Source organism: Archangium lansingense, assembly GCF_026626635.1.
In the GTDB taxonomy this organism is placed as follows: Bacteria; Myxococcota; Myxococcia; order Myxococcales; family Myxococcaceae; genus Archangium; species Archangium lansingense.
The window spans coordinates 11,954,316-11,978,379 of sequence record NZ_JAPNKA010000001.1 but is presented as its reverse complement, the minus strand read 5'-3'; the positions used below and the strand labels follow the sequence as shown (position 1 = coordinate 11,978,379).

Here is a 24,064-nt window from a genome sequence, read left to right as displayed (position 1 = left end):
ACTCGCTCTTATGTCATCGCTGTCCCGACTGTTCGCTGCTCTTGTCACCATCTCCCTGCTCGGCGCCGGCTGCGCCACCAAGGAGGGCGCCACCACCGCCGGTGGTTCCTCCACCGTCGAGGATGTCCCCACCGAGGGCAGCACCACTCCCGCCGAGGAGGCCAGGCCCCCGGTGCAGTTCCAGAAGCTGGAGGCTCCCGAGGGCTTCACCGTGATGTTCCCCGGTGCTCCCGAGCCCCAGCGCGGTGAGGTCGCCATCCCCGGTGGCAAGGTGAAGACGGCTGCCTGGACGGCCAACCACCCGAGCGGCGTCCTCTACTCCATCAGCACCGCCGACTACCCCGAGAAGGTGGTCGCCTCCAACCCCGCCGCCGCCTTCCTCAACGAGGGCAAGAACGGCCTCGTCAACCAGCTCAAGGGCACCGTCAAGGCCGAGGAGGACATCACCCTCCAGGGCTACGCCGGCAAGGCGTTCACCGTCTCCTCCGACGCCGGTGAGGTGCGCGCCCGCAACTTCCTCGTCGGGCCGCGTCTCTACACCCTGCTCGTCCTCTACAACCCGAGCATCGGCGCTCCCGAGGCTGATCAGTTCCTCACCTCGCTCGCGCTGATCAACCCGCCGCCCGCCATCACCCCGGCTGCCCCTGCCGCCGCCCCGGACGCCGGCACGGGCACCCCCGCCCCCGCCCCCGGCGCTGGCACGGGCACCCCTGCCCCCGACTCCGGCACCGCCGCGCCGCGCAAGTAGTCCCACCGGGACACGCGGGCTTTGCTGCTCGCGTGTCCTGGCCCGCCCGGCGCGGTGTCCTCATCCGCCGGGCCATCTGCCGTACCGGATTGGCCCCGTCGTCCCCGGCTCTCGCGGAGGTACGCCATGTGGGATCCCCAGCAGTACGAGCACTTCCGCGACGCGCGAAAGCGCCCTTTCTTCGAGCTGCTCGCACGCGTGCCGGTGTCCTCACCCGGTCTCGTTGCCGACCTCGGGTGTGGCACGGGAGATCTCACCCTCACCCTCGCTGAGCGCTGGCCCGGAGCCCGCCTGGTTGGCGTCGACTCCTCCGAGTCGATGATCTCCGAGGCCCTCCGCCGTCCCGCTCCTGAGCGCGTCCGCTTCGAGCTCGCTGACCTCGCGGCCTGGAAGCCCGCCGCGCCGCTCGATGTCCTCGTCTCCAATGCCGCCCTGCACTGGCTGCCCGACCATGCGGCCCTGCTCTCGCGGTTGGTGGGACTGCTCGCTCCCGGCGGTGTGCTCGCCTTCCAGGTGCCCGCCAACTTCGAGGAGCCCTCGCACCGGCGCATCGACGAGGTGCGCGCGCTCCCCCGCTTCGCCCCCTCGCTGGCCTCCGTGCGCCGCGGGCACGCGGAGTCGCTCGCCTTCTACGAGGCCCTTCTCGCCAGACTCGGCTTCTCCGTGGACGCCTGGGAGACGGCGTACCTCCACGTGCTCCCGGGTGAGGACGCTGTGCTGCAGTGGCTGCTCGGCACAACGCTGCGGCCGGTGCTCGCCGCGCTCGGCCCTGGGGAGGAGCAGGCCTTCCTGGACACCCTCCGGCCGCTGTTGCGCCAGGATTACCCGGCGGCCCCGCACGGCACGCCCTTCCTGTTTCACCGGCGCTTCGTCGTGGCCGTACGCCCTTCCTGAGGCCCCTCGCTCAGCGGGGCCAGTGGAAGCGCTTGCCCTTCTCCCCCACCACCCAGATGTCCTCCGGGCTGCTGCCGGCGAGGTCGTTGAACGCGTTCCCGCTGCTCACGCCGGACACCTGGCTCCAGGAACTGCCGTCGTACCGGTAGACCTTTCCGTTCGCGGCGGCCACGTAGACGGCGTTCCTTCCGAAGGCGAGCACCGAGAGCAGATCCTGCGTGTTGGGCCCGGACATCGGGCTCCAGGACGTCCCGTTCCAGATGAGCATGGCGCCGTTCTCCCCGACGGCATAGGCCAGCCGCGGGTTGACGACCCAGACGCCGCGGAGGCGGCCGTCCACCACGCCCGGGATGTTGTGGACGTTCTCGTCCTCCCAGACGCCCTGGTCCGGTTTGTAGCGGTAGAGGCGTGCGTTGATTCCAGTGATGGAGATGTAGCCGCCCACCGCGAAGAGGACCTCGCGCGAGATGCCATGCACATCGAGGAGCGGGTCCGCCACGGTGCCATTCTGGAAGGGGCCGCCGGTGGACCGGAGCACGCGTCCTCCGTAGGGATAGACATTGTTGAGGCCCACGAGGTGGTACTCGTAACTGCTGTCCGGCAGGCGGACTCCGGCGACTCCCTGCACATCCGTGTCCGTGGCGTCGGTGCTGTTGGTGCAGACCGTGGTTCCGGTCGCGTGATACCCGAGGGCCGCGCTGTTCCCGCCGAGCGTGGCCTGCCCATTGCGCGGATCCGCCCAGACGGCATTCCACACCCCGGTGCACTGCCCATTGAGGCTCACGAAGGAGGTCTGCCCCGGAGGAATCTCCCCCAGGAGGTTGGTACCTCCAGCGACCCAGACGCCCCCATCACCCCAGACGGACACGGACTGCCAGGTGTCCGAGCCCCCCGAGGACTTGTCCACCCAGCTTCCGCCGCCCGCGGGGCAGGCGTTGCCCTCGTCCGGCGAGCCGTTGCAGTTGTTGTCCTCCTCGTCGCACAGCTCGCGCGCGTCCACGTGCGTGAAGGGGTTGCCGTCGTTGCAGTCGCCGCCCGCGAGGATGTAACCGGCGCTCGGCGCGCAGGTCTGGACGCCCGCGTCCGCCTTGCCGTGCAGGTCGAGGTCGTCGTCCGGGTAGTAGGTGGAGGGCGGGGTGACGAAGGCGCAGAGGATGCCACCGTCCGTCTCGCAGGCCTTGGCGCCCGTGCAGCCAAGGCCCGGGTCGCAGCTCGCGCCCAGGTCGAGGCCTTCGTCTGGCGAGGTGTCGCAGTCGTTGTCCAGCGTGTCGCAGAGCTCCGGGGCGCCGGGGTACACCTTCGCCCGGGTGTCGTCGCAGTCGGTCGAGTTGGAGACGTAGCCGGAGCGGGTGGGCCCGCAGTTCGTCACGCCCGCGTCCGCCGCACCGTAGGAGTCCTGGTCGTTGTCCGCGTACAGCACGGTGGGCGTGGGGCTGTTGCACATCACGCCTCCGTCCGTGCCGCAGACGCGCGTGCCCGTGCAGTTGCCCGCGCCCGTGCAGCTGAAGCCCAGCTCCAGCCCGTCATCCGGCGTGCCGTCGCAGTTGTCGTCCACCGTGTTGCACAGCTCGGGTGCACCCGTGTAGCGCTGGGCGTTGGAATCGTCGCAGTCGAGGGCGTTGGCCACGTGGCCGGCCGGCGGGGAGCAGCTGGTGACGCCGGGGCCCTGGCTCGAGCCCTGGCCGTCCTTGTCCGCATCGGGGCGCCACTGGCCCGGCTTCGCCACGCAGGTGCGCGTGCTCTGGGAGTCGCATGACCAGGCGCCCTTGCAGCCGTCCGTCGCGTCGCAGAGCTGGCCTACTTCGAAGCTCTCGTCCTTCTTGCCGTCGCAGTTGTCGTCCCTGTCGTTGCACAGCTCCTGCGCGCCCGGGTGCAGCCCGGAACTGGAGTCGTCGCAGTCCGTGCCCCCCGTGGACTGGGACACGTACCCGTCGCCGTCCGCGTCGGTGGCCGCCAGCTTCAGCTCCTTCTCGGCCACCTCGCCCTGGGCCACCGTCACCGTCTCGGAGGTGGTGACTACTGGGGTGCCCGAGCACTGCGTCTCGAAGGCCTCGGCCGTCGCGGTCAGGGTGGTGCCCCAGCCGGACTCGCGGAAGGCGGCCACCGTCACCGTACCGCCGGTGACCTCGCCCTTGCCCGCGAGCTCCGTGGTGCGAGGCTCGCCCGCCCCCTGTGCGTCCTGCACCCCCACCCGAATGCAGCCGGGCTTGAAACCCGAGTACGAGACGGTGAGCTTCACCGCTCCGTCATTGTTGCGACAGCCGAGGCCGATGAGGGCCAGGAGGCCAACGAGGTTCAGAAGGCGCGGAGGCATGGCCTCCTATTATGCCTCCATTCGGGCGTTCAGCGGACTCCGGGGAAGTCTGTATGCACCACCGTGAGGCGCTCGTCCGCGGCGAGGCTCGCCGGGGTGATGAGCTCCAGGTTCAGGGGAATGTTCCCGCCGTAGCGCTGCTGCAGCGCGGGCCCCAGCTTCTTCACGTTCAGTGTGCCCAGGCGCTCCATCTTCCCGTAGTCCACGCCCGCGGCGGCCGAGTACGCCTTCCGCGCCAGCTCCGAGCAGTACATGGCCTTGTCATCCCAGCCGAAGCGCAGATCGTACGGCTTGCCCAGGTGCCGCTTCGCCTCCTGCACCGCCGCCACCCGCTGCTCCTCCGAGAGCTGCTCGGGACGCAGCACCAGGATGCGGCCATTCAACCCGCGCGCCTTCCACTTCGCGAAGGGAGTCCGCTTCACCGGCTGCACCGCCTCCACCACGAACACCCCCGCGGGCGTCACCTCCACCAGCCCCACATGTGACAGGGGGCTGTTCGTTGCCGCCTGGATGGGCGCCGATTGCTGCGAGCGCGAGGTGTGGAAGACGAGATCTCCCGTTTGCAGCTTCCCCACCAGGGGTTGTGGCTCGGCGGCCGCGGTGTGGGCCAGGAGCGACAGCGACAGCAGCGAGAGCTTCAGCCAACGCATGGAAACCCGGTCCTTTCGGGCGCGATCCCCGCGCCTCGCCGTCTTCCAATGCAGGGTGGATGCCAGGAGCGCTGTGGGAGAGGGTGTTACTTGCTCAGGGGGACTTCGGCACGGGGGTGGTACTTACCGCCCAGGCTCTCGAAGAGGACGAGCCGGTCCACCCGGGCCTCGCCCCACTTCTCGCCCTGGAGCGCACGCACGCACTCAGACAACTGCCGGTCTCCGCGGGGCACCTTGGCTCGTGCCAACGTGAGGTGCGCGGCGTACTCGCGGTGCTCGGGCTCGAAACCCAGCGGCTTCAGCCCCTCCGCCACGTCCGCCTGCAACGCCCCCAGGGCCTTCGTGTTCCCGCCCACGCCGGCCCAGAGCACCCGCGGGTGTGCTGGCGAGCCGAAGCTACCTCCGCCCTGGATGGTGAGCACCAGCGGGGCATGCGCCGGGCCCACGCGCGTGAGCACCTCCTTCACCGCGGGCAGCCGCTCCGCCTCCACCTGCCCGAGGAAGTTCAGGGTGAGGTGCAAGTTGGTCGTGGGCACCCAGCGCGCATGGGGCGCCAGGGCCTTGATGCGCGGGAGGGCTGCTGAGGCCTGGGACTCGACGCCTTGTCCGAGTGTGACGGCGACGAAGAGGCGCATGGTGTCATCCCTCCACCGTCCGGACGGCCCTTCGACGCGGCCAGATTGCGTAGGCCCAGAAGGGCAGGAAGAGGAGCAGCTCCACGGTGACGACATACAGGCCGCGAGCGGAGAGCATGCCCGCACCGATGGGGGCCACGGGGATGGGGCGCAGCGGCAGGAAGTAGCGGACGTTGTCGGCGGGCCAGAGGAGCGCCGCGCCCAGGCCTCCCGTGGTCATCGCGTCCAGCACGCCGTGGCTCCCCATGGCGACGAGGGTGAGCAGCCCCGCCTTCACGGCCGGCCCCCGTGCCAGGCGCGTCCCGGCCGCCACCGCCAGCGCCACCACCGCCGCGAGGAAGAGCGAGTGCGAGGCACCCCGGTGCCCCCACGTGGCCGCGTAGGGAATCCGCAGCGCGAAGGCGATGACGTCCGCGTCTGGCAGCATGGCCAGTGCGGACATCCCCACCATCCAGGCGCCGGTGCGTCCCGGGGACGCCTCGCCTGCGCCCAGCCGCCCGAGTGCCATGCCTATTGCCACGTGACCGAAGCTCGCCATTGTACCTCCAACCATAGCCTGCCCCGCCCCTCTCTGGAGAACGCGCGGGCGCTGGACTAGCCTTCCTGCTCCGTGGTGACCGAGTCCGTTCTCGACGACATTCTTCGCCAGAGGCTCGACGCACAGCGCGTGCGGATGGGGCGCTGGGTGTACCGCTTCCGCGCGCTGGGCGCCCTGGGCTGGCTCGCCTGTGCCTGGGTTTTCGACTGGGCCGTGCCCCTGGCGAGCGTGGCCGCCTACGTGCTGCTCGCGGCGGCCTTGTGGGCGGGCGGCCGCTTCGTCCCGTTGCTCCGCCGCAGGCCGGACCTCGCCGTGCCGCTGCTGGACATGCCCGCCGTCTTCGTCATCCAGGCCCCGGCGGTGGCGCTCTCGTCCAATGGCGAGGTCATCGCCGGCATCTCGGTGGGCATCTACATCATCCTGGTGATGATGACGGCGCTGCTGGGGGGCTCGCGCGTGATGTTGGCCCTGGGCACCCTGCTGGGCATTGGCCTGGAGACGGCGCTGGTGCAGCGGACCGGCCGGGGCGTGGCGGACAACCTGCCGGGCGTGGCCCTGGTGCTCGTCATGGCGGCAGTGGCGGCGGAGTACACCCGCCGGCAGATGCACAAGCTGGTTCTCGAGGTGTCCCAGGAGCAGACGCACCGCACGCGCCTGGGTCGCTACTTCTCCCCCGAGGTGGCTCGCCGCATCCTCGAGGCCGGCGCCAGCTCTGACGGCGCGCAGGGCGAGCACCGTGAGGTGACGCTGCTGTTCGCCGATATTCGCGGCTTCACCTCCATGTCCGAGCGGATGGAGAGCCCGCAGGTGGTGCGGCTGCTCAACGAGTATCTGGCGCGCATGGTGGAGGTGGTGTTCCGCCACGGGGGCACGCTGGACAAGTTCATCGGGGACGGGATTCTGGCGTACTTCGGGGCGCCGCTGGATCTGTCGGGACACCCGCAGGCGGCGGTGTCGTGCGGGCTGGCGATGCTGGACGCGCTGGAGACGCTCAACGCCGAGCGCCGTGCCCGGGGCGAGGAGCCCCTGAACATCGGCATTGGCCTCCACACGGGCAGCGTCGTCGTGGGGGACGTGGGGCCCCAGCAGCGGCGCGAGTACACGGTGATTGGGGACGCGGTGAACCTGGCCAGCCGCATCGAGGGGCTGACCAAGAAGGTGGGCGTGTCCCTGCTCGTGTCCGAAGCCACGCGCGTGCGGTGCGGCGACGAGTTCCATTTCGAGGCCGCGGCCCCGCTTCCGGTGGCGGGCAAGAGCGAGCCGGTGGCCACCTTCGTCCCGTCGCGCAAGCCGCTTCGCGCCGCGGGGTAGGGGCGGGGGTTCTCCCGGAGTTCGTGGCGGCAGCACGGAGAGTGGTTTAGCCTACCTCTCCCGTGTCCCCGGATCCTTCCAACCTCGACGACCTCATCCAGCAGCGGTTCGAGGTGCAGCGCGCCAGGGTAGGGCGCTGGACGAACCTCCTGCGTGTCCAGGTAGCCCTGGCCTGGTTGCTCGTCGCCTGGCTGTTCCACTGGAGCGTGCCCCTGACGGCGGTGGTCGCCTACCTGCTGCTCGCGGTGGGTCTCTGGCTGGGGAGCCGGTTCCTCCCGGGCCTGCTCTGGCGGCCAGGGCTCAGCCTCCTGCTGGTGGACATGCCCCTCTTCTACTTCATCCAGTTCCTGGGGCTGGACTCCTCGCTGGACAGTGCGCTCGCGGTCGGGCTGACGGCCTGCATCGCCGGCTGTCTCGTGACGGGCATCTCCATGCTGAGCGACTCACTCAGGAGCGTGGGCGCCGCCACCGCGCTCGCCATCGTCCTGCAACTGGTGCTGATGTCCCGCCTGGGCTTCATGTCGGCGAACCGGGCCTCGGGGGTGGTCCTGGTGTTGCTCATCGTCGCGGCCGTCTCCTCGCTGGCCAGCCGCCAGGTCCGCGGGCTCGTCCGCGAAGTGACCCGTGAGCAGGTCCGGCGCACCCGCCTGGGCCGCTACTTCTCGCCCGAGGTGGCCCGCCGCATCGCCGAGCGCGGCACCAACGAGTCCACGGGGGAGCACCGCGAGGTGACGCTGCTGTTCGCCGACATTCGCGGCTTCACCGCCATGGCCGAGCGCATGGAGAGCCCGCAGGTGGTGCGGCTGCTCAACGAGTACCTGGCGCGCATGGTGGAGGTGGTGTTCCGCCACGGGGGCACGCTGGACAAGTTCATTGGCGACGGGATTCTGGCGTACTTCGGGGCGCCGCTGGAGCTGCCCGGGCACCCGCAGGCAGCGGTGGCATGCGGACTGGCGATGCTGGATGCGCTGGAGACGCTCAATGCCGAGCGCCGTGCCCGGGGCGAGGAGTCGCTGAACATCGGCATCGGCATCCATACGGGCCGGGTCGTCGTGGGAGACGTGGGGCCCGAGCAGCGGCGCGAGTACACGGTGATTGGGGACGCGGTGAACCTGGCCAGCCGCATCGAGGGGCTGACCAAGAAGGTGGGCGTGCCCATGCTCGTGTCCGAGGCCACCCTGTCGCGCTGCGGTGGCGAGTTCCACTTCGAGGCGGCGGCCCCGCTGCCGGTGACGGGCAAGAAGGAGCCGGTGGCTACCTACGCCCCGGCTGCCAGGACGCTTCGTGCCACGGGGTGAGGGAAGGGGTGTTCTTCGCGGCGAGCAGGTTCCTGGCAGGCAGGCGCGCCCGGTAGCTGCCGGAGGCCGGTGGCAGCGTTGAAGCCCTGACTGCCAGGCGCCCGCACGGCGCCCAGGCCGAGGACGCTTGCTGGTCGGTTGCGTCCGTCGTCCCTGCGCTCAACGTTCTCGTGAGAATCCACGTCGTGGGGAGCCGTGGATTGCCGTGAGGCGCGCTGGAGGGAACATGGCGGACAAGAAACCGAACATCCTCATCATCTAGGGGGACGACATCGGCTGGTTCAATCCCAGTTGCTACCACCAGGGAGCGATGGGTTACCGCACGCCGAACATCGACCGCATCGCCAACGAGGGTGCACGGTTCACCGATTGGTATGGGCAGCAGAGCTGCACGGCGGGGCGTGCCGCCTTCATCACCGGCCAGTTCGGCAAGAACCACCTCGGCGACCGCGACGAGTTCCTGCCGACCCACCACGGCTTCGACGAGTTCTTCGGCAACCTCTATCACCTCAACGCCGAGGAGGAGCCCGAGCACCCGGACTATCCCAAGGACCCCCGTTTCCGGAAACGCTTCGGGCCGCGCGGTGTGCTGCATTGCTGGGCCAATTCTGACGGCACGCAGAAGCTCGAGGACACCGGCCCCCTCACGAAGAAGCGGATGGAGACGGTGGATGAGGAGTGCTTCTCTTGTCATGACGGGGTCCAGCGAGCGGTTCGAAGAGGGCTCGGATGGCATCCAGGTGCCGCGGGTTGAATCTCCAGGAGCTGCTCATCAGATTCTCAACAACTCGCAGCTCCACGGTCTGATCCACCTGGGACGCGATGGATTGCGGCCGGGGGCGAAGAATGGGGGATGTAATGACACGGGGACGGCATCTTGGAACCGCCACATTCCTGAGGCGGTGGGTCGGGTCGATCGCGATGCTCGCCGCGTTCGCTGGCGGAACCGCGCGGGCAGAACCCCCGGAGAAAGACAGCGACAAGAAGCCCGCCGTCGAGCCCAAGGCCCGCGCGCTGCTCGAGAAGATGAGCGACTTCCTCGCCAACCAACGGCAGTTCAGCGTCCAGACGGATGGCTCGATCGAAGTCGTGCTCCAGTCGGGAGAGAAGGTGGAGTACGACTACTCGAGCGACGTCCGCGTCAAGCGGCCCGACAAGCTCAGGAGCGACCGGCACGGAGAGAAGACCGACGCGGAGTTCTATTACGACGGACGCACCTTCACCTTGTACGGGAGGAACAAACACTACTACGCGACCGCTGATGCCCCGGGCAACCTCGACGAGGCGATCGACGCGGCGCGCGAGAAGCTGGGTATCGAGGCGCCCGCGGCGGATCTGCTCTACAGCAAGCCCTTCGAGATCCTGATGGAGGACGTCGTTTCGGCGACCTACCTGGGACCGAGCAGCATCCGCGGCGTCTCCTGCGAACACCTGGCGTTTCGCGGAAACGAGACCGACTGGCAGATCTGGATCCAGGACGGGCCCAAGCCGGTGCCGTGCAAGTTCGTGATCACCTCGAAGAAGGTCCAGGGCTCGCCCGAGTTCACGGTCGAGTTCTCGCAGTGGAACCTCTCGCCCAGGCTCGGTGAAGAGGTGTTCCGCTTCACTCCGCGCGGCAATGACAAGCGCATCGACTTCGCCGACAGGTCCAAGGCCAGCCCGGAGACGAAAGGAGACAAGAAATGAAACGCATCCACCTCTCCGCACTTTCTCTCGTGTTCTTGTTCGCCTCCAGTGAGGCCCTGGCGGTGATTGGCAGGCCCCTGACGCCCATGAGCTACGCGGGTGTGGCCCGCCGCACCACGCGCCGAGCGGTCTACGCGGGAGCGGGTGTCGCCGCCGCGACGGCCGTGGTGGGCACGACGGCCGCGGTAGCAACGACGGCCGCGGTGTTGTCCACGCTGCCCGCTGGATGCGTCGAGGTCGTCACCGCGGGCGTCGCGTACCAGAGGTGCGGGAGCACCTATTACCGGCCAACCTACGACGGCCCCAACCTCGTGTACGTCCCGTCGACGCCGTGAGGCCCCGGCCCGGAATCCCTCTGAGGGCCACCGCGACTCGGAGGGCCGTGCCATGCATCCTCATCGCCGTCGTGCTGGCGCTGGGAGACCTCATCCGCCGCGCCGCTCATCCTCACGATGCGGTGCTCGGCGAGCGTGAGGGCGTCCCCGGCTACCATGACATCGAGCGGCACGAGGGAGCCGAGACTGTGCCCGGCCTCATCATCTACCGCTTCGACGCGCCGCTCTTCTTCGCCAACGTGCGGCACCTCGCCGAGGCGGGAGCACCGGCCAGTGCTTCTCCGTCTCCCCCTGCGGTGCATGAATCCTTTTCAGGTGGGTCCGTGATGGAGTGCCCGCGGCCATATCCCCTCTCCCGAAGGGAGAGGGGATATTCACTCGAGAGCGGGCACCGAGCGGGAGACCGCCATGTCGAGGGGTTGCCCTGTCAGCGTGGGCCCAGCGGAGACGGACGAGTGCATGGCCGGAGTGATTGCTTCGTGAGGCACCGTGCACAGCGTGACCCGTGAAACCCGTTGGGTGGGAACCGGAGCGGGTTCCGGGCTCCTGCCGGGTGAGGCTGGCCATGGACAAGGTCGAGGTGAAGTCCGTTGCTCCCTCCGGTGGAACGGAGGCGATGCGGCGCTACGGGGCGGAGCTCGTCGGCACGTTTACCCTGCTGGTCGGAGGCGTGGGTGCTGCCGTGTTCGCGGGGGAGCAGATTGGCTTCCTCGGGGTGTCCTTCGCGTTCGGGCTGTCCGTGCTAGCGATGGTGTATGCCATTGGCCCCATCTCGGGCTGCCACCTGAATCCCGCGGTGACGCTCGGCCTGCTCCTCAGCGGGAAGCTGGAGCGCCGCTATGCCCTGGGGTACGTGGTGGCCCAGTGTGTAGGAGCCATCGTGGGCGCGGGCGTGGTGTTGCTGCTGGCGAAGGGTGGACCGGAGGGCTACTCGGCGGCCACCCAGGGACTGGCGGCCAACGGCTTCGGGGACCACTCGCCAGAAGGCTATGGCATCGGCGCCGCCTTCCTGGCCGAGGTGGTGCTCACCTTCTTCCTGGTGCTGACCGTGCTGGGCTCCACGGACGCTCGCGCTCCCGTGGGGTTCGCCGGAGTGGCGATTGGCCTGGTGCTGACGCTGGTGCACCTGGTGGGCATTCCCATCACCAACACCTCCGTCAATCCAGCGCGCAGCCTGGGGCCTGCGCTGTTCGTGGGAGGCTGGGCGTTGAGCCAACTCTGGGTGTTCATCGTGGCGCCCCTGCTGGGAGGGGCCACGGCGGCGGCCGTATACCGCACGGTGCATCGCCCCGCGGCGGCCATCACCGCCGCCGGTGCCGAGCGGGCCCTGGAGAGCGAGCGGGCCGAGCGCGTGGCCACCCGGCGCCCGGTGGATACGTCCCCCTGAGGGAGTCCCGTCCCGTGCGGCTCACTGAAAGGGGGGCCGCACGATGCAGCGGAAGCCGATGTGGCACGAGCCGCTGTCCACCGCCTGAGGGGAGCGCGCGGCGGGGCGGTAGCGCAGGCAGTAGTTGGGCGCACACAGGTGGCTGCCCCCCTTGAGTACCCGTCGCGGGATGGTCACCTGGGGCGTTCGAGGGTCCTGGCTGCCCTCGGGGCGGGCCGGCCCGCGCGGGTTCATCGGGATGCAGCAGGCCTTGCCCCGGTTGCCCTGGTGCTGGTCCTGGTACCAGTCCATGGTCCATTCCCAGACGTTGCCGATCAGGTCGAAGACGCCGTAGCCGTTGGCGGGGAAGGCGCCGATGGGAGAGGTCCCCTCGTAGCCGTCCTCGAGCAGGTTCTGCATGGGGAACTGCCCCTGCCAGGTGTTGGCCATCATCCGGCCCTCGGGCGAGAGCAGGTCTCCCCAGGCGTAGATCTTCCGGTCCAGGCCTCCGCGCGCGGCGCGCTCCCACTCGGCCTCGGTGGGCAGCTCCTTGCCGGCCCAGGTGGTGTAGGCCTCTACGTCCTCGAAGCACACGTGGACGACCGGGTGCTGCTCGCGTCCCTCTTGGGTGCTGTCGGGGCCCTCGGGGTGCCGCCAGCAGGCGCCCGGCACGTAGGCCCACCACTGCGAGAAGTCCTTGAGGCTGACGCGCTGGGTGGGCTTGCGGAAGACGAGCGAGCCGGGGACGAGCAGCGCCGGATCCGCCCCGGGGTAGTCCTTGGGGTTGAGCGGGCGCTCGGCCACGGTGACGTAGCCGGTGGCCTCCACGAAGCGGGCGAACTGCGCGTTCGTCACCAGGTGGAGGTCCATCCAGAAGCCGGACACCGCCACCTGATGGGCGGGTCTCTCCTCTGGGTAGTGGTTGTCCGAGCCCATCCAGTAGGTGCCACCGGGAATCCACACCATGTCCGGAAAGGGGGCCTCGCACGGGGCGGACTGCTCCTGGCGCTCGAGCTCCGGGGGCGTCGTTCCACCAAGGACTTCCGTCATGGCTACTCTCCCTGCGGGCGGGGGCGATGGCGCTCCTCTCGCAGGCGCAAGCTTGGGGATCGCCTGGGAGCGGGACCATCCAGCACGTTGGGACGAGGCCCGTGTTGCCCGGACGCCGCTCGTCCCTCCCCGGAAGACAGGGCGCGGGCGCCGTCATGCTGCCGTCTGCCTCCTCGTTGCCCGGTGTCGCTCCGGATGAACACGAATTGGCCCGTAGGACACACCCGCGAGCACCGTCGCCCGAGGCGGTGAGCCCGGAGCCGCTTGTTCCCACCAGAGAGGACGCAGCACATGCCGCACAGCAAGAAGACGGGCAATGGCCACGACAAGAAGGGCAACGGCCACGGCAAGCACGAGGAGCGCAAGCAACCCAACATCCTCGTCATCTGGGGAGATGACATCGGGTACTGGAACCTCAGCGCCTACAACCAGGGGATGATGGGCTACCGCACCCCGAACATCGACCGCATCGCGAAGGAAGGGGCGCTGCTCACCGACTGCTACGGGCAGCAGAGCTGCACGGCGGGCCGGGCCGCCTTCATCACCGGCATGAATCCGCTGCGCACGGGGCTCACCACCATTGGCATGCCGGGCGCCAGGTACGGGCTGCAGGACTCGGACCCCACCATCGCCGAGATGCTCAAGCCACTGGGCTACGTGTGCGGCCAGTTCGGCAAGAACCACCTGGGAGACTCCAATCCCTACCTGCCCACCGTGCACGGCTTCGACGAGTTCCACGGCAACCTCTATCACCTCAACGCCGAGAACGAGCCGGAGTGCTCCGACTACCCGAAGGACCCGTCGTTCAGGCAGAAGTTCGGGCCTCGCGGCGTGCTCCACTGCTGGGCGACGGACCGGGACGACCCGACCGAGGATCCGCGCTGGGGCCACGTGGGCAAGCAGCGCATCGAGGACACGGGGCCGCTCACGAAGAAGCGCATGGAGACGGTGGACGACGAGTTCCTGGACTCCTCGCTGAAGTTCATCGAGCGGGCGGCGAAGGAGGGCAAACCCTTCTTCGTCTGGCACAACACCACGCGCACCCACGTGTGGACCTACCTCAGCGACAAGTATCAGGGCAAGACGGGCAAGGGCCTCTACGCCGACGCCATGGCCCAGCTCGATGACATCGTGGGCGCCCTGCTCGCCAAGCTCGAGGAGCTGGGCATCGCGGACAACACCCTCGTCGTCTTCTCCACCGACAATGGCGTGGAGAAGATGAGCTGGCCCGATGGCGGCAACGCGCCGTTCCGAGGAGAGAAGGGTTCCACCTGGGAGGGCGGTGTCCGTGTCCCCTGTGTGGTGCGCTGGCCGGGCGTCATCGAGCAGGGCACCGTCATCAACGACATCTTCTCGCATGAGGACTGGATGCCCACGTTCGTGGCGGTCGCGGGCGGCCCCGAGGAGCTGGTCGAGCGGTGCAAGAAGGGCTTCCAGGTGGGCCAGAAGAAGTTCCGCGTGCACCTGGATGGGTACGACCAGCGCGAGCTGCTCGCCGGCAAGGGGCCCGGCAAGCGCCATGAGTACATCTACGTGCTCGACAGCGGCAACCTCGCCGCCGTCCGCTACGACGACTGGAAGCTCATCTTCTCCTACCAGGATGGCGAGGGGCCGGACATGTGGTTCAGCGGCAAGCGCTTCAACCCCGCCTGGCCGTACATCATCAACCTGCGCTCCGACCCGTTCGAATACGCCACGAAATCGGGGCTCTACACGAGCTGGTACGGCGAACGGATGTTCCTCTTCGTGCCAGGGCAGATGCTCGTCCGGCAGTTCGCCGAGAGCCTCATCGAGTACCCACCCAGCCAGGCGCCGGGCAGCCTCAGCATCGGACCGCTCAAGGACAGGGTGCGGGAGAAGATGAAGGAGAAGGCGGCAAAGCAGAAGGCTCAGCATCAGGAAGAAGGGGAGGGCGCATCCACGAACATCGGCGAGGTGCTCCATCACTTCGCTGATCAGGTTGACCAGGCCATTGCCCGCTTCCAGCAGGCGCACGCCTGAGGACGCGGTGGGGCCGCCCGTCACGGCGGGCGGCCCCGTGCCTCACATCCTCAGCAGTCTCGGACCGGCTCCTCCGCCACCGGGAGGGCACACGAGGGCCGCCCGTGCGAGGTGCCCCTGCGTGCCGCGCCTTGTTGGCCCGTGGGCCCATCACCACCGTCTTCGGGGAGAAATGCGGCCTGGTCTGCTCTGGCCGAGGAGACAGCTCATGAATCTGCGGACTCCGCTCACGACGCCCCATGTGTTCGAGCACGGCTTTCCCACGCCCGACACCGCCAGGAGCATCTACGACGAACAGGACTTCCACCGGGCCGTGGAGGCCTATCGGTTCTTCTACCCGACGGTGTCGACGGAGGGCATCTTCAACGGCAACCGGGAACTCGGCATCGAGGATGGCACGGGCCTCGTGGTCCTCGCCGCTGGCCCACGGCACGTGGTCTTCACCGCGAACTCCGATACGCCCTATGCCTCCGGGACGCTGGATCTGCTGGCAATGGGCCCCGTGGTCGTGGACGTGCCTCCCGGGCCATACATCGGGCTGATCAACGATCACAATCAGCGATGGGTCATCGACATGGGCATCCCGGGCCCTGACGCGGGCAAGGGAGGCAAATACCTGCTGCTGCCGCCCGGCTTCACCGGGGATGTTCCCGCCGGTTATCACGTGGGGCGGTCACCGACGTACAAGGTCCTTCTCGCCCTTCGCGCCCTTCCTCTCCAGGGCGACACGCCTGGCGCGATGAACGCTCTTCGTCAGGTGAAGGTCCATCCGCTCTCCAACCCGGCGGCCGTGCTCCCCTACATCGACATCACGAATCGAGCGCTCGACGCCACCCCGCTGCGGTGGGAGGGCAATCTCGAGTACTGGAAGCGGCTCCATGCCGTCATCGACGCCGAGCCCACGCTCGAGGAGTTCCGCCCGATGTACGGAGTGCTCGCGGCGCTGGGCCTGCAGAAGGGGAAACGCTTCTCCCCGAGCGAGCGGACGCAGAGCATCCTGGAAGCCGCGGCCAGGGTAGGCCTCGAGCAGATGCGCGTCGAGGGCTTCGCCAGCCAGCGAGCGGACCGCCTGGTCTGGGAGAATCGCCGGTGGGAATGGGTCGGCCTCGTTCCCGACAACGGTGACTTCGAGACCGAGGACTACCTCGATCTCCAGGCGCGCGATCGGTGGTTCGTGCAGGCCATCATCGCCTCACCGGCCATGTTCAGGAGGCAGGTCGGGGTCGGTTCGGTCTACTACCTCGCCGCGAGAGATCAGACCGGCGCCTACCTCGATGGCGGTCGCTCATACAAGCTCACGGTGCCGCAGCCCGTGCCCGCGAAGCTGTTCTGGTCCGTCACCGCATACGATGCCAGGACGCGCTCGCAGGTCCAAACGCCCCAGGACAAGGCCGTGCTGGGCTCGCTCTCGGATACGTTCGAACGGAGCTCCGATGGCTCCGTGGAACTCTCCTTCGGCCCCAGTGCGCCGGCCGGCAAGGAAGGACAGTGGATCCAGACCGCACCGGAGACCGGTTTCTTCCTCTACTTCCGCATCTACGGCCCCGAGGTGGCGAGCCTGGACGGCACGTGGCGGCCCAGCGACGTGTCGCCCCTCTAACGAGCGCCTGAGGACTCCGAGGAAGCATGCGGGGGCTGCCCGTCCGAGCCGCACATGCCGTTGTGCGCTCCTGGCGGGCTCCTCAGCTTGTCATGGGGAGGACGTCATGAAGAGAGAGATTGGCGGAGGAGTGCTTCTGGCGGCCGTGGTGGGGCTGGCCAGCCTGTCCGCGTTCGCTGGGGGCGCGGCCACGGGCGCGGTGGTGGGCGCGGCAGCGGACGGTCTCGACGGAGCCGTGAGAGGCGCCGCCGTGGGCGGGACGATGGACGCGCTCACCTACACACCCGGGGAGCACTCGCACGTCACCACCCGCGCGGAGGTCCGGCGCGGCGCGACGACGGGCGCGGTGGTGGGCGCGGCAGCGGACGGTCTCGACGGAGCCGTGGCGGGTGCCGTCGCGGGTGGAGCCCTGGCGCATATCGATTGACGAGGTGTTTTTCCCTGAGGTGAGCACATGAAATCCAGACACATCATCGCGACGGCCGTGGCCCTGCTCGGACTTGCGGGGGCCGCCGGTGCACAACCGCCACCGCCCGCACAGCCTCCACCACCCCCCACCGCGAAGGTGCCCGCACAGCCACCCGCCGTGGCCAGGCCGGTACCGGCGGAGCAGCTCGATTACCTGAGCTGCCGCGAGGCCTGGCGTCAGTCGGGGAAGTCGGCGGAGCAATTCATTCCCATGCTGCGCTCGTTGGCCAACCAGTCCCTGCAGGAGCGCAAGCTGGCCCTCCCCAGTGATCGGGAGACCGGACTTCAGCTTGGCAAGGCCATCATCGAGGGGTGCGTGAACGACCCCGAGGAGCACCTCTCCAGCGTCGTGGATCGCGAAGTGCGGAAGGTCGCCGTTCCGAAGCAGTGAGTCACCTTCGACGTGGGCTGGGACAAGGGGACCGCGGTCACTCCGGAGTACGGGTCCAATACGAAGTTCACTGGGCGGGTCCTCCGCGTGGACTTCGATCTCAAGCCCGACTTCCACCCCGACTACGAGCCCGACAAGCAAGCCGAGGCGAAGTTCGCCCACCAGATGCTCCGCCAGTAGCGCTGGCGAGGTAGGCAGGGCACCACGAAACACACGCGCTGTTTCGCGGTGCCCCGGGCATCATCGCTCGTCGCTGCCGGGGCGCACCGGCATACTCCGGACAATCCCGCCAGGACTCTCTCAGTCCTGGCCTGGTTGGAGGATGTAGCCATGCGAGTCCGAGCGTGCATCGCACTTCTGCTCTTTGTGTCAGCCTGCGCTGCGTCAGCGCCGAGCCCCAGAGAGCCAGCGGTCCGGGACCCGAGGCGCGCCAACCTCCAGCGAGCGGCGACGCTGCCCTGGACGGACGGAGGGCGGTGCGCCGTCCAGGAGGCTTCCGAGCCCTGGCCCGTGCTGGCGGAGCGGTGCTTTCATGCCCTGGACCATGAGCGGCTCGAGTTTCACGACACCACGGGAAGATGTGCGGTTGCCTCCGCGGGGGCGGCGGCCGTGGGTCTCGGGGTCTGTGTCCTGGCGGCTCCGGAGCTCGTGGTGGGGGCGGTGATCGTCACGGGAGTGGTGGTGGTGGGCTTCGTCATCAAAGAGGCCCTGGATGCGTATGAGCTGTTAGGGGCCGAGCCCGAGGACGCAAGGCCCGCGCCTGAAACGTGGCTCGTGCCAGAAACGAAGCCCGCCCCGCAGAAACCCTCGCCGGAACAAAGGCCCAAGCCGGAGCCAGAAGGGCCGGACCTGCCTCCCCTGGGGCCAATCGAGACCTCGGAGCGGGAGCGCCGCCCGGAGTGCAAGCCTGTCCCGGTGCCACACTTGGGCGGTAATGACCCGCACAACGAGTGCGCCGACAAACTTCCGAACAACAGCTTCCCCGGCTGGGATGTGTTCGTGAATGGGAAGAACTTCGATGCGCTGCAACTGGCCACGCGCACGCTGTGGGACGTCAAGACGGATGACTTCGACAAACACTCGTCTCGGTCCCAGGACTTTTTGGCTAGAGTGAAGTTGCCGGAATTGCAACGCGAGGACAGGCTTGCCAGACAGTGTGGGTATAACTTCATCGTTGGCGTCAAAAGCGCCGCGCACAAAGCCGTATTGTTTAAACTAGACCGCACCCTCAATGTTGTCGTCATGGATTGGTGCTGAGATGGCAGCCACACAAAAATCTTTACTCCTTAGCGTCTACGCACCTGCGCTTGTGGGCGACGATGGGCGCCCTCTTGCCATCGTCCATGGAATGGAGCGCGCGGTTCCCGGCTTGCGGCTGGGGTGGACGACTTCTGAAAAGGACGACCTCATTGCATTGCCGCATCGTGATGAGTGGGTCGCGACAGACAGGACAGACAACGGGTTTCCGTTCCTCTGCAATGACGACGAGAATCGCGTCGTGACGCTTACCGGATGGGAGAACGCGAGAGGTCTTGCCGCAGACATGACACCACACTTTGAAGTCCACGCGAGGCTGCCACACGACGAAGCAGGTGTTTCGGCGGCAGCGGATGCGCTGGAAGCCGTAGCGGAGGGCGCTCGCGCGATCTGGGGACACATGGATCCGGATGAGGTGGCCGAGACAGTGGCGCAGCAGTTTCGCCACCCGGGGGATGAGCCTCATATTCCGCCCAAAGGTCTACCCGCTCTCAAACTCTCATGGGACATCCCCGCGCCTGAGATTCCGCATTACCTGGGGTGGCTGAACTACTGGTCGGCCGCCGCCGCACGAGCCATCGGTTTTCCGGATCCGGCGCGTGATGCGGAACTGCTCTCGCGCTCACGGCGTACCGCGACGGGCGGGTGGGTTGTCAGGCTCACCGATGCGCCGCTCGACCTGGACAACCCCGCGCACCTGGACGCGCTGAAGCGGGCCTACGAGCGCTTCCCGGAGATCGGCGGGCGCGCGGCCCCTTGAGGCCCGGCAAAGCTCGTGGTGGCCGTGCTCGAGGTTCCGCCTTTGGGCTCGCGAGCGGGCGCCCGTGAGCTACGGGAACGTCACCCCATCGAAGAACTCCGCGGTGCCAGCGTCCTGGCTCCACAGCTTCAGGGTGAAGGTGCCGCGCGCCTCTATCTCCGTCATCTCCACCTCCACCCCAACGAGGCGCTTCTCCCCCGGGGCAATGGGCTCCTGCGCCCACACGCCGAGCGCCTTCCACTCCACTCCCTGGTGACCCACCAGCACCGCCCCCGCAGGCGTCCAGGGTGTGTTCCCTGTGTTCAGCACCAGCTGCTTCACGATGAGCCGCACCACCTTCCGCTCGCCCTCCATGCGCCCGGTGTCCGAGCGGTAGCTGCGGGCCTCGATGGAGTGGAGTCTGTTGCCCGGGCGCGAGGTGACACGCTTGGTGATGTTGCTACCGGCGATGCCGTCCTTGCCCAGCAATTCCTGGGCGAGCAGGCCCAGCAGACCCATCCGCCCGGCACATTCCGCCTCCAGATGCACCTTCTCCTCCTGGCATTGCCGCGCTTCCGCCCGCGCCTGCTGCTCACCCTCCCGGTAGGAGGCCAGCGTGCGCGGCTTCCGCGTCACCTCCACCTGCCGCTCGGCTTCGAAGGGGTGCACCACCAGAGTGAAGGTGACGCCCGCCGGGGCCGCGCCGTCCTGAAAGGAGACCTTCAGCGGCACACGCTCTCCGTCTCCCAGCGCCACCGTGGGCACGAGCGTGAGGCCCGTCTCATCCGCTATCACTCGGAACCACTCCCGCCTGGCCAGCTCCACGTGTGCCAGCTTCGCGTCGAAGAAGACGTTGGTGGAGAGCCCGGGATGGATGCACACCTCGTGCGCCTCGCTGGGCGAGTCCGCTGTCAGCTCAAGGTAGCGCGTGCCCTTCTCACATACAGGCAGCGTGGAGGGCACAGTGGCGGTGGGCTCGGCGGGCAGGCTCACTCCCACGACGATGGCGAGGGGCAGGACGAACACAGGACGCAAACCTCCAGGGAAAGCGGACGAGACCGGGGACGTTGGCCTCTACCACACCTCCTCTCCGGTGGTGTCCGGTCCCGCCCATCTGGACTCCGGGCCGCCCTATTTGAAACGGTCCACCACCCGTACGCGCACAACAGGGTCGACCATCATCTTCCCCGGCTCGCTGCCGGGCTGGAGCTCGAGGCCGACGTTGTCATCCGTATCCATCAACTCCAGGCACATCGGGTACGTCACACCGTCGGGCGTGCGAGCCGCAGTCAGGCGGCCGTACACTCTCCCCTCCCTGACGTAGAGCCGCCCGGAAATGCGGGTTTCGTCTGGCAGCGCAATCTTGTAGCCCTTGCCCGTGAAGTCGGCCCCCGCCTCCCAGTGGCCCGGCACGCGGACTGGGGTGTTCTCGTACACGCGCACGGACCTGCCGCGCACGTCGCTCCAGTCGACGCTTGTCTTCTCCCCGATGCTCAGGCCGAGAATGCGCGTCATGGTCTCCACGGCCCCGGCGGGGCACTCCTGGGGAGGCGGAGCGGGGGGCGCGGGTGGCACCTGCTGCTGGCCAGCCACGCAGGCCTGGAAGGCGAAGCCGGTGAGGCCGGCACACGCGTTGCGCACGGCGGCGCCCCAGCTCTTGGGGGCTGCTTCAGGCGGAGCGTTGGGCGTCTGCTGCTGCTGCTTCACGGGGGCACTGTCCTTTCGGGGCGTCACCGGCGGGGCGGCGGCCGCGGGAGAGGGCACCTCGGGTGCGGGAGGCGCGGCCACGGCTCGCACAGGTTCTGGCACGGGCTCTGAGGGCGCCACTTCCTGGCCGGAGCCGAGCCACCACGCCCCCAGCGCCAGGGCCAACCCCAGTCCCACCCCCGCCAGCATCCGGCCCCGGCGCGCCCACGGCTTCACCGCGCGCCGCCTCTCCGGGTGCAGCGGCAGCTTCCAGGATGCGTCCGCCCCGGCCTTCACCGTCTCCAGCGCCTCGTACAGCGCCACCGCGCTCGGGTAGCGCTCCTCGGGCTTCTTGGCCAACAACCGCAGGCACACCGCCTCCACCTCCCGGGGCACACGCGGGTTGACGAGGCGCGGCGACAGCGGATCCCGGTGCAGCACCGCCTCCACGTCCACGCCTCCGTCGTCGGTGAAACGGAAGGGGAAGCGGCCCGTCAGCAACCGGTAGAGGACGACGCCCAGCGCGTACAGGTCATCCCCCGGTCCGGCCCGGTAGTGCGCGCCCGCCACGCCCACGTGCGCGCGGCCATAGGCCCAGGCCTCCGGAGCGCGGTAGGGCAGCGTGCCCGGGGGAAACATGCCTTTGGTGAGGGTGGGGTTCCCCTTGCGGTAGCTCACCCCGAAGTCCACCAGCACCGCCTGTCCGTCGCTCTCGCGCACCAGCACATTCGCTTCCTTCACATCCCGGTGCACCATGCCCGCCTCGTGCATCACCGCCAGCGCGCGCGCCAACTCCAACATCCGCTCCAGCACCTCGCCCACGGTGCGCCCGGGCACCAGGCCCCACTCCTCCAAGGTGGGGCCGTCAACCAGCTCCAGCTTCAGCCAGACGAAGCGGGGCTCGTCCTCGGGCCACTGGCCGCCGCCGAGCTGGCGCGCGAGGTTGGGGTGACGCAGGCGCATGCCCAGCGACAGCTCGCGCCAGGCGCGCGCGGCCCGCTCCTCGCCCTGGTCCAGGGGCAGCAACTTGAGGGCGGACAGGCGGCCGTCCGGGTCGCGCACCAGGTACACGGTGGCGAAGCCGCCGGAGCCCAGCTCGCCTTCCACCACCTCTCCGGCGATGCGGGTGCCGGGTGACAGCGGGGTCATGTCGGGCGGACGCAGGGCCCCCATTGCCGCGAGGGGAGACGAGGGGCTCGGGACTGGGGAAGGAGGATGTGCGGACACGCGGGCCTACCTCTCAGGACCTCAACGTATCAGAACGTCGCAGGTCGAGTGTCCCGGCCAGTGCCTCGCTCACCCCGCGTGCTCGTTCTCGTCGCTGCCGGAGCGCGCCGGCATACTCCGGACAGCCCCGCCAGGACTCTCTCGGTCCTGGCCTGGTTGGAGGACGTAGCCATGCGAGTCCGAGCGTGCATCGCACTTCTGCTCTTCGTGTCAGCCTGCGCTACGTCAGCGCCGAGCCCGAGAGAGCCAGTGGCCCGGGACCCGAGGCGCGCCAGCCTCCAGCGAGCGGCGACGCTGCCCTGGACGGACGGGGGGCGGTGCGCCGTCCAGGAGGCTTCCGAGCCCTGGCCCGTGCTGGCGGAGCGGTGCTTTCATGCCCTGGACCATGAGCGGCTCGAGTTTCACGACACCACGGGAAGATGCGCGGTTGCCTCCGCAGGGGCGGCGGCGGTGGGACTCGGGGTCTGTGTCCTGGCGGCTCCGGAGCTCGTGGTGGGGGCGGTGATCGTCACGGGAGTGGTGATGGTGGGCTTCGCCATCAAAGAGGCGCTGGAAGCGTATGAGCTGAAATGGGCTGAGCCCGAGGACGCAAGGCCCGCGCCTGAAGTGAAGCCCGCGCCTGAAGTGAAGCCCGTTCCGCAGAACCCCTTGCCGAAGCAAAGGCCCAAGCCGAAGCCAGAAGGGCCGGACTTTCCTCCCCTGGGGCCAATCGAGACCTCGGAGCGGGAGCGCCGGCCGGAGTGCAAGCCTGTCCCGGTGCCACACATGGGCGGGAATGACCCTCACAACGCGTGCGCCGACAAACTTCCGAACAACAGCTTCCCCGGCTGGGATGTGTTCGTGAATGGGAAGAACTTCGATGCGCTGCAACTGGTCACGCGCACGTTGTGGGAAGTAAAGACTGATGATTTCGACATACAATCGCCTCATTCCCAGAGGTTCTTTGCCCGGATGAAACTGCCGGAAATACAGCGCGAGAAAAGGCTTGCAGAAACATGCGGATATAACTTTGTCGTTGGCGTGAAAAGCGCCGCACATAAATTTGCTCTTGAGAAACTAGATCCCAACCTCAACATCGTCATCATGGATTGGTGCTGACATGGCGGTCTTTTCTGATGAACTTGGCATCATCGTCTATGCGCCTGCACTCGTGGGCGAAGATAGGCGGCCTCTCGCTATCGTTCATGGAATGGAGGGCGCTCTGCCCGGCTTGCGGCTGGGTTGGACGTTCTCTGAAAAAGAGGAGTTCATCGTACTGCCTCACCGCGATGAGTGGGTCGCAGCAAACAGGACAGACGGCGGGTTTCCCTACCTTTGCAACGATGACAGAAACCGTCCAGTGACGCTTACCGGGTGGGAGAACCCGAACGGGCTTGCCGCACGGAGCCCGCCTCACTTTGAAGTCCATGGATCGTTATACCTGGACGCAGCTGGCATTGCAGCGGCAGCGGATGTGCTGGCGGCCATTGGGGAAGGTGCTCGTGCTTTCTGGGGGCACGCGACGCCGTCCAACGCAGCCGTTGTGATTTCGCAGCAGACGAGAGATCCGGTGCGTAAGCCGGGGAGCCCGCCACGGGGGCTGCCAGTGCTCAAGCTCGCGGAGCACATCCGGTCGCCCGAGATTCCGCATCGGCTGGGGTGGCTGAACTACTGGTCGGCAGCCACCGCACGAGCCATCGGCTTTCCAGACCCGGCGCGCGACGCGGAGCTGCTCTCGCGCTCACGGCGTACCGCCACGGGCGGGTGGGTGGTGAACCTCACCGATGCGCCGCTCGACCTGGACAACCCCGCGCACCTGGACGTGCTGAAGCGGGCCTACGAGCGCTTCCCGGAGATCGGCGGGCGCGCAGCCCCTTGAGGCGCGGCAGCT

At 68.3% G+C, this 24,064-nt stretch carries 24 protein-coding genes and 1 pseudogene; 18 read left to right on the top strand and 7 right to left on the bottom strand.

All coding sequences use genetic code 11. From position 1 onward, the window contains the following. Window positions 1-10: 10 nt before the first annotated feature. Together OV287_RS47905 and OV287_RS47900 are read left to right on the top strand one after the other, a co-directional pair. Window positions 11-748, top strand: coding sequence for a hypothetical protein (locus tag OV287_RS47905; RefSeq protein ID WP_267540771.1), 738 nt, complete (start codon window positions 11-13; stop codon window positions 746-748). Between the two features lie 126 nt (window positions 749-874). Continuing rightward, window positions 875-1,642 (top strand): methyltransferase domain-containing protein, encoded by a 768-nt coding sequence (locus tag OV287_RS47900; RefSeq protein WP_267540770.1) that lies wholly within the window; start codon window positions 875-877, stop codon window positions 1,640-1,642. Window positions 1,643-1,652: 10 nt separating this feature from the next. Here OV287_RS47900 and OV287_RS47895 read toward each other — a convergent pair whose 3' ends face one another. The 4 genes from OV287_RS47895 to OV287_RS47880 form a co-directional block, all read right to left on the bottom strand. Continuing rightward, window positions 1,653-3,956 (bottom strand): MopE-related protein, encoded by a 2,304-nt coding sequence (locus OV287_RS47895; RefSeq protein WP_267540769.1) that lies wholly within the window; start codon window positions 3,954-3,956, stop codon window positions 1,653-1,655. Between the two features lie 29 nt (window positions 3,957-3,985). Next, window positions 3,986-4,606: a YiiX/YebB-like N1pC/P60 family cysteine hydrolase gene (locus tag OV287_RS47890; protein ID WP_267540768.1), complete on the bottom strand. Its 621-nt coding sequence runs from the start codon at window positions 4,604-4,606 to the stop codon at window positions 3,986-3,988. Window positions 4,607-4,692: 86 nt separating this feature from the next. Then, complete coding sequence (gene thpR, locus OV287_RS47885) at window positions 4,693-5,241, bottom strand: RNA 2',3'-cyclic phosphodiesterase (RefSeq protein WP_267540767.1); 549 nt, start codon at window positions 5,239-5,241, stop codon at window positions 4,693-4,695. Between the two features lie 4 nt (window positions 5,242-5,245). Then, window positions 5,246-5,779 carry a metal-dependent hydrolase gene (locus OV287_RS47880; protein WP_267540766.1) on the bottom strand — a complete coding sequence of 178 codons (534 nt, stop codon included), beginning with the start codon at window positions 5,777-5,779 and terminating at the stop codon, window positions 5,246-5,248. Between the two features lie 72 nt (window positions 5,780-5,851). Between OV287_RS47880 and OV287_RS47875 the strand changes: the two genes are divergently transcribed. From OV287_RS47875 to aqpZ, 7 genes and pseudogenes are all read left to right on the top strand, one after another. Beyond that, window positions 5,852-7,090: an adenylate/guanylate cyclase domain-containing protein gene (locus tag OV287_RS47875; RefSeq protein ID WP_267540765.1), complete on the top strand. Its 1,239-nt coding sequence runs from the start codon at window positions 5,852-5,854 to the stop codon at window positions 7,088-7,090. 62 nt (window positions 7,091-7,152) lie between these two features. Next, a complete protein-coding gene (locus tag OV287_RS47870) occupies window positions 7,153-8,388 on the top strand; it encodes an adenylate/guanylate cyclase domain-containing protein (protein ID WP_267540764.1) in 1,236 nt (411 codons plus the stop codon). Window positions 8,389-8,659: 271 nt separating this feature from the next. After that, window positions 8,660-9,124 (top strand): annotated as a pseudogene (locus OV287_RS47865) (arylsulfatase); the annotation flags it as partial. A gap of 185 nt (window positions 9,125-9,309) precedes the next feature. Next, window positions 9,310-10,074, top strand: a complete 765-nt coding sequence (locus OV287_RS47860; protein WP_267540763.1) for a DUF2092 domain-containing protein — start codon at window positions 9,310-9,312, stop codon at window positions 10,072-10,074. After that, the gene (locus tag OV287_RS47855; protein WP_267540762.1) at window positions 10,071-10,409 is read left to right on the top strand and encodes a hypothetical protein; all 339 of its coding nucleotides are present in this window, start codon (window positions 10,071-10,073) and stop codon (window positions 10,407-10,409) included. Before OV287_RS47860 ends, OV287_RS47855 begins: the two co-directional genes overlap by 4 nt. 47 nt (window positions 10,410-10,456) lie before the next feature. Further along, the gene (locus OV287_RS47850) at window positions 10,457-10,918 is read left to right on the top strand and encodes a hypothetical protein (protein ID WP_267540761.1); all 462 of its coding nucleotides are present in this window, start codon (window positions 10,457-10,459) and stop codon (window positions 10,916-10,918) included. A 56-nt stretch (window positions 10,919-10,974) separates the two neighbouring features. Beyond that, window positions 10,975-11,796: an aquaporin Z gene (aqpZ, locus tag OV287_RS47845; protein WP_267540760.1), complete on the top strand. Its 822-nt coding sequence runs from the start codon at window positions 10,975-10,977 to the stop codon at window positions 11,794-11,796. A gap of 21 nt (window positions 11,797-11,817) precedes the next feature. Here aqpZ and OV287_RS47840 read toward each other — a convergent pair whose 3' ends face one another. Continuing rightward, entirely contained in the window at window positions 11,818-12,825 is a 1,008-nt protein-coding gene (locus OV287_RS47840) for a formylglycine-generating enzyme family protein (RefSeq protein ID WP_267540759.1), read from the bottom strand. 291 nt (window positions 12,826-13,116) lie between these two features. Between OV287_RS47840 and OV287_RS47835 the strand changes: the two genes are divergently transcribed. The 7 genes from OV287_RS47835 (at window position 13,117) to OV287_RS47805 (ending at window position 19,302) form a co-directional block, all read left to right on the top strand. Further along, on the top strand, window positions 13,117-14,826 hold the full coding sequence (locus tag OV287_RS47835; protein WP_267540758.1) for an arylsulfatase: 1,710 nt from the start codon (window positions 13,117-13,119) through the stop codon (window positions 14,824-14,826). Between the two features lie 208 nt (window positions 14,827-15,034). Continuing rightward, on the top strand, window positions 15,035-16,426 hold the full coding sequence (locus tag OV287_RS47830) for a DUF1254 domain-containing protein (RefSeq protein WP_267540757.1): 1,392 nt from the start codon (window positions 15,035-15,037) through the stop codon (window positions 16,424-16,426). Between the two features lie 106 nt (window positions 16,427-16,532). Continuing rightward, entirely contained in the window at window positions 16,533-16,853 is a 321-nt protein-coding gene (locus OV287_RS47825; RefSeq protein ID WP_267540756.1) for a hypothetical protein, read from the top strand. A 27-nt stretch (window positions 16,854-16,880) separates the two neighbouring features. Continuing rightward, window positions 16,881-17,285: a hypothetical protein gene (locus OV287_RS47820; RefSeq protein ID WP_267540755.1), complete on the top strand. Its 405-nt coding sequence runs from the start codon at window positions 16,881-16,883 to the stop codon at window positions 17,283-17,285. Between the two features lie 12 nt (window positions 17,286-17,297). Further along, window positions 17,298-17,465, top strand: a complete 168-nt coding sequence (locus OV287_RS47815) for a hypothetical protein (RefSeq protein WP_267540754.1) — start codon at window positions 17,298-17,300, stop codon at window positions 17,463-17,465. A gap of 150 nt (window positions 17,466-17,615) precedes the next feature. Then, window positions 17,616-18,542: a DUF6310 domain-containing protein gene (locus OV287_RS47810; protein ID WP_267540753.1), complete on the top strand. Its 927-nt coding sequence runs from the start codon at window positions 17,616-17,618 to the stop codon at window positions 18,540-18,542. Window position 18,543: 1 nt separating this feature from the next. Then, window positions 18,544-19,302, top strand: a complete 759-nt coding sequence (locus OV287_RS47805; protein ID WP_267540752.1) for a DUF5953 family protein — start codon at window positions 18,544-18,546, stop codon at window positions 19,300-19,302. Window positions 19,303-19,371: 69 nt separating this feature from the next. On the opposite strand, the gene OV287_RS47800 is transcribed toward OV287_RS47805, so the two are convergent. Both OV287_RS47800 and OV287_RS47795 read right to left on the bottom strand, forming a co-directional pair. Next, a complete protein-coding gene (locus OV287_RS47800) occupies window positions 19,372-20,307 on the bottom strand; it encodes a DUF2381 family protein (protein ID WP_267540751.1) in 936 nt (311 codons plus the stop codon). 105 nt (window positions 20,308-20,412) lie between these two features. Further along, complete coding sequence (locus OV287_RS47795) at window positions 20,413-22,116, bottom strand: serine/threonine-protein kinase (protein WP_267540750.1); 1,704 nt, start codon at window positions 22,114-22,116, stop codon at window positions 20,413-20,415. A 249-nt stretch (window positions 22,117-22,365) separates the two neighbouring features. On the opposite strand from OV287_RS47795, the gene OV287_RS47790 reads away from it, so the two are divergent. Together OV287_RS47790 and OV287_RS47785 are read left to right on the top strand one after the other, a co-directional pair. Then, entirely contained in the window at window positions 22,366-23,292 is a 927-nt protein-coding gene (locus OV287_RS47790; protein WP_267540749.1) for a DUF6310 domain-containing protein, read from the top strand. 1 nt (window position 23,293) lies between these two features. Then, on the top strand, window positions 23,294-24,052 hold the full coding sequence (locus OV287_RS47785) for a DUF5953 family protein (protein WP_267540748.1): 759 nt from the start codon (window positions 23,294-23,296) through the stop codon (window positions 24,050-24,052). Window positions 24,053-24,064: the final 12 nt, after the last annotated feature.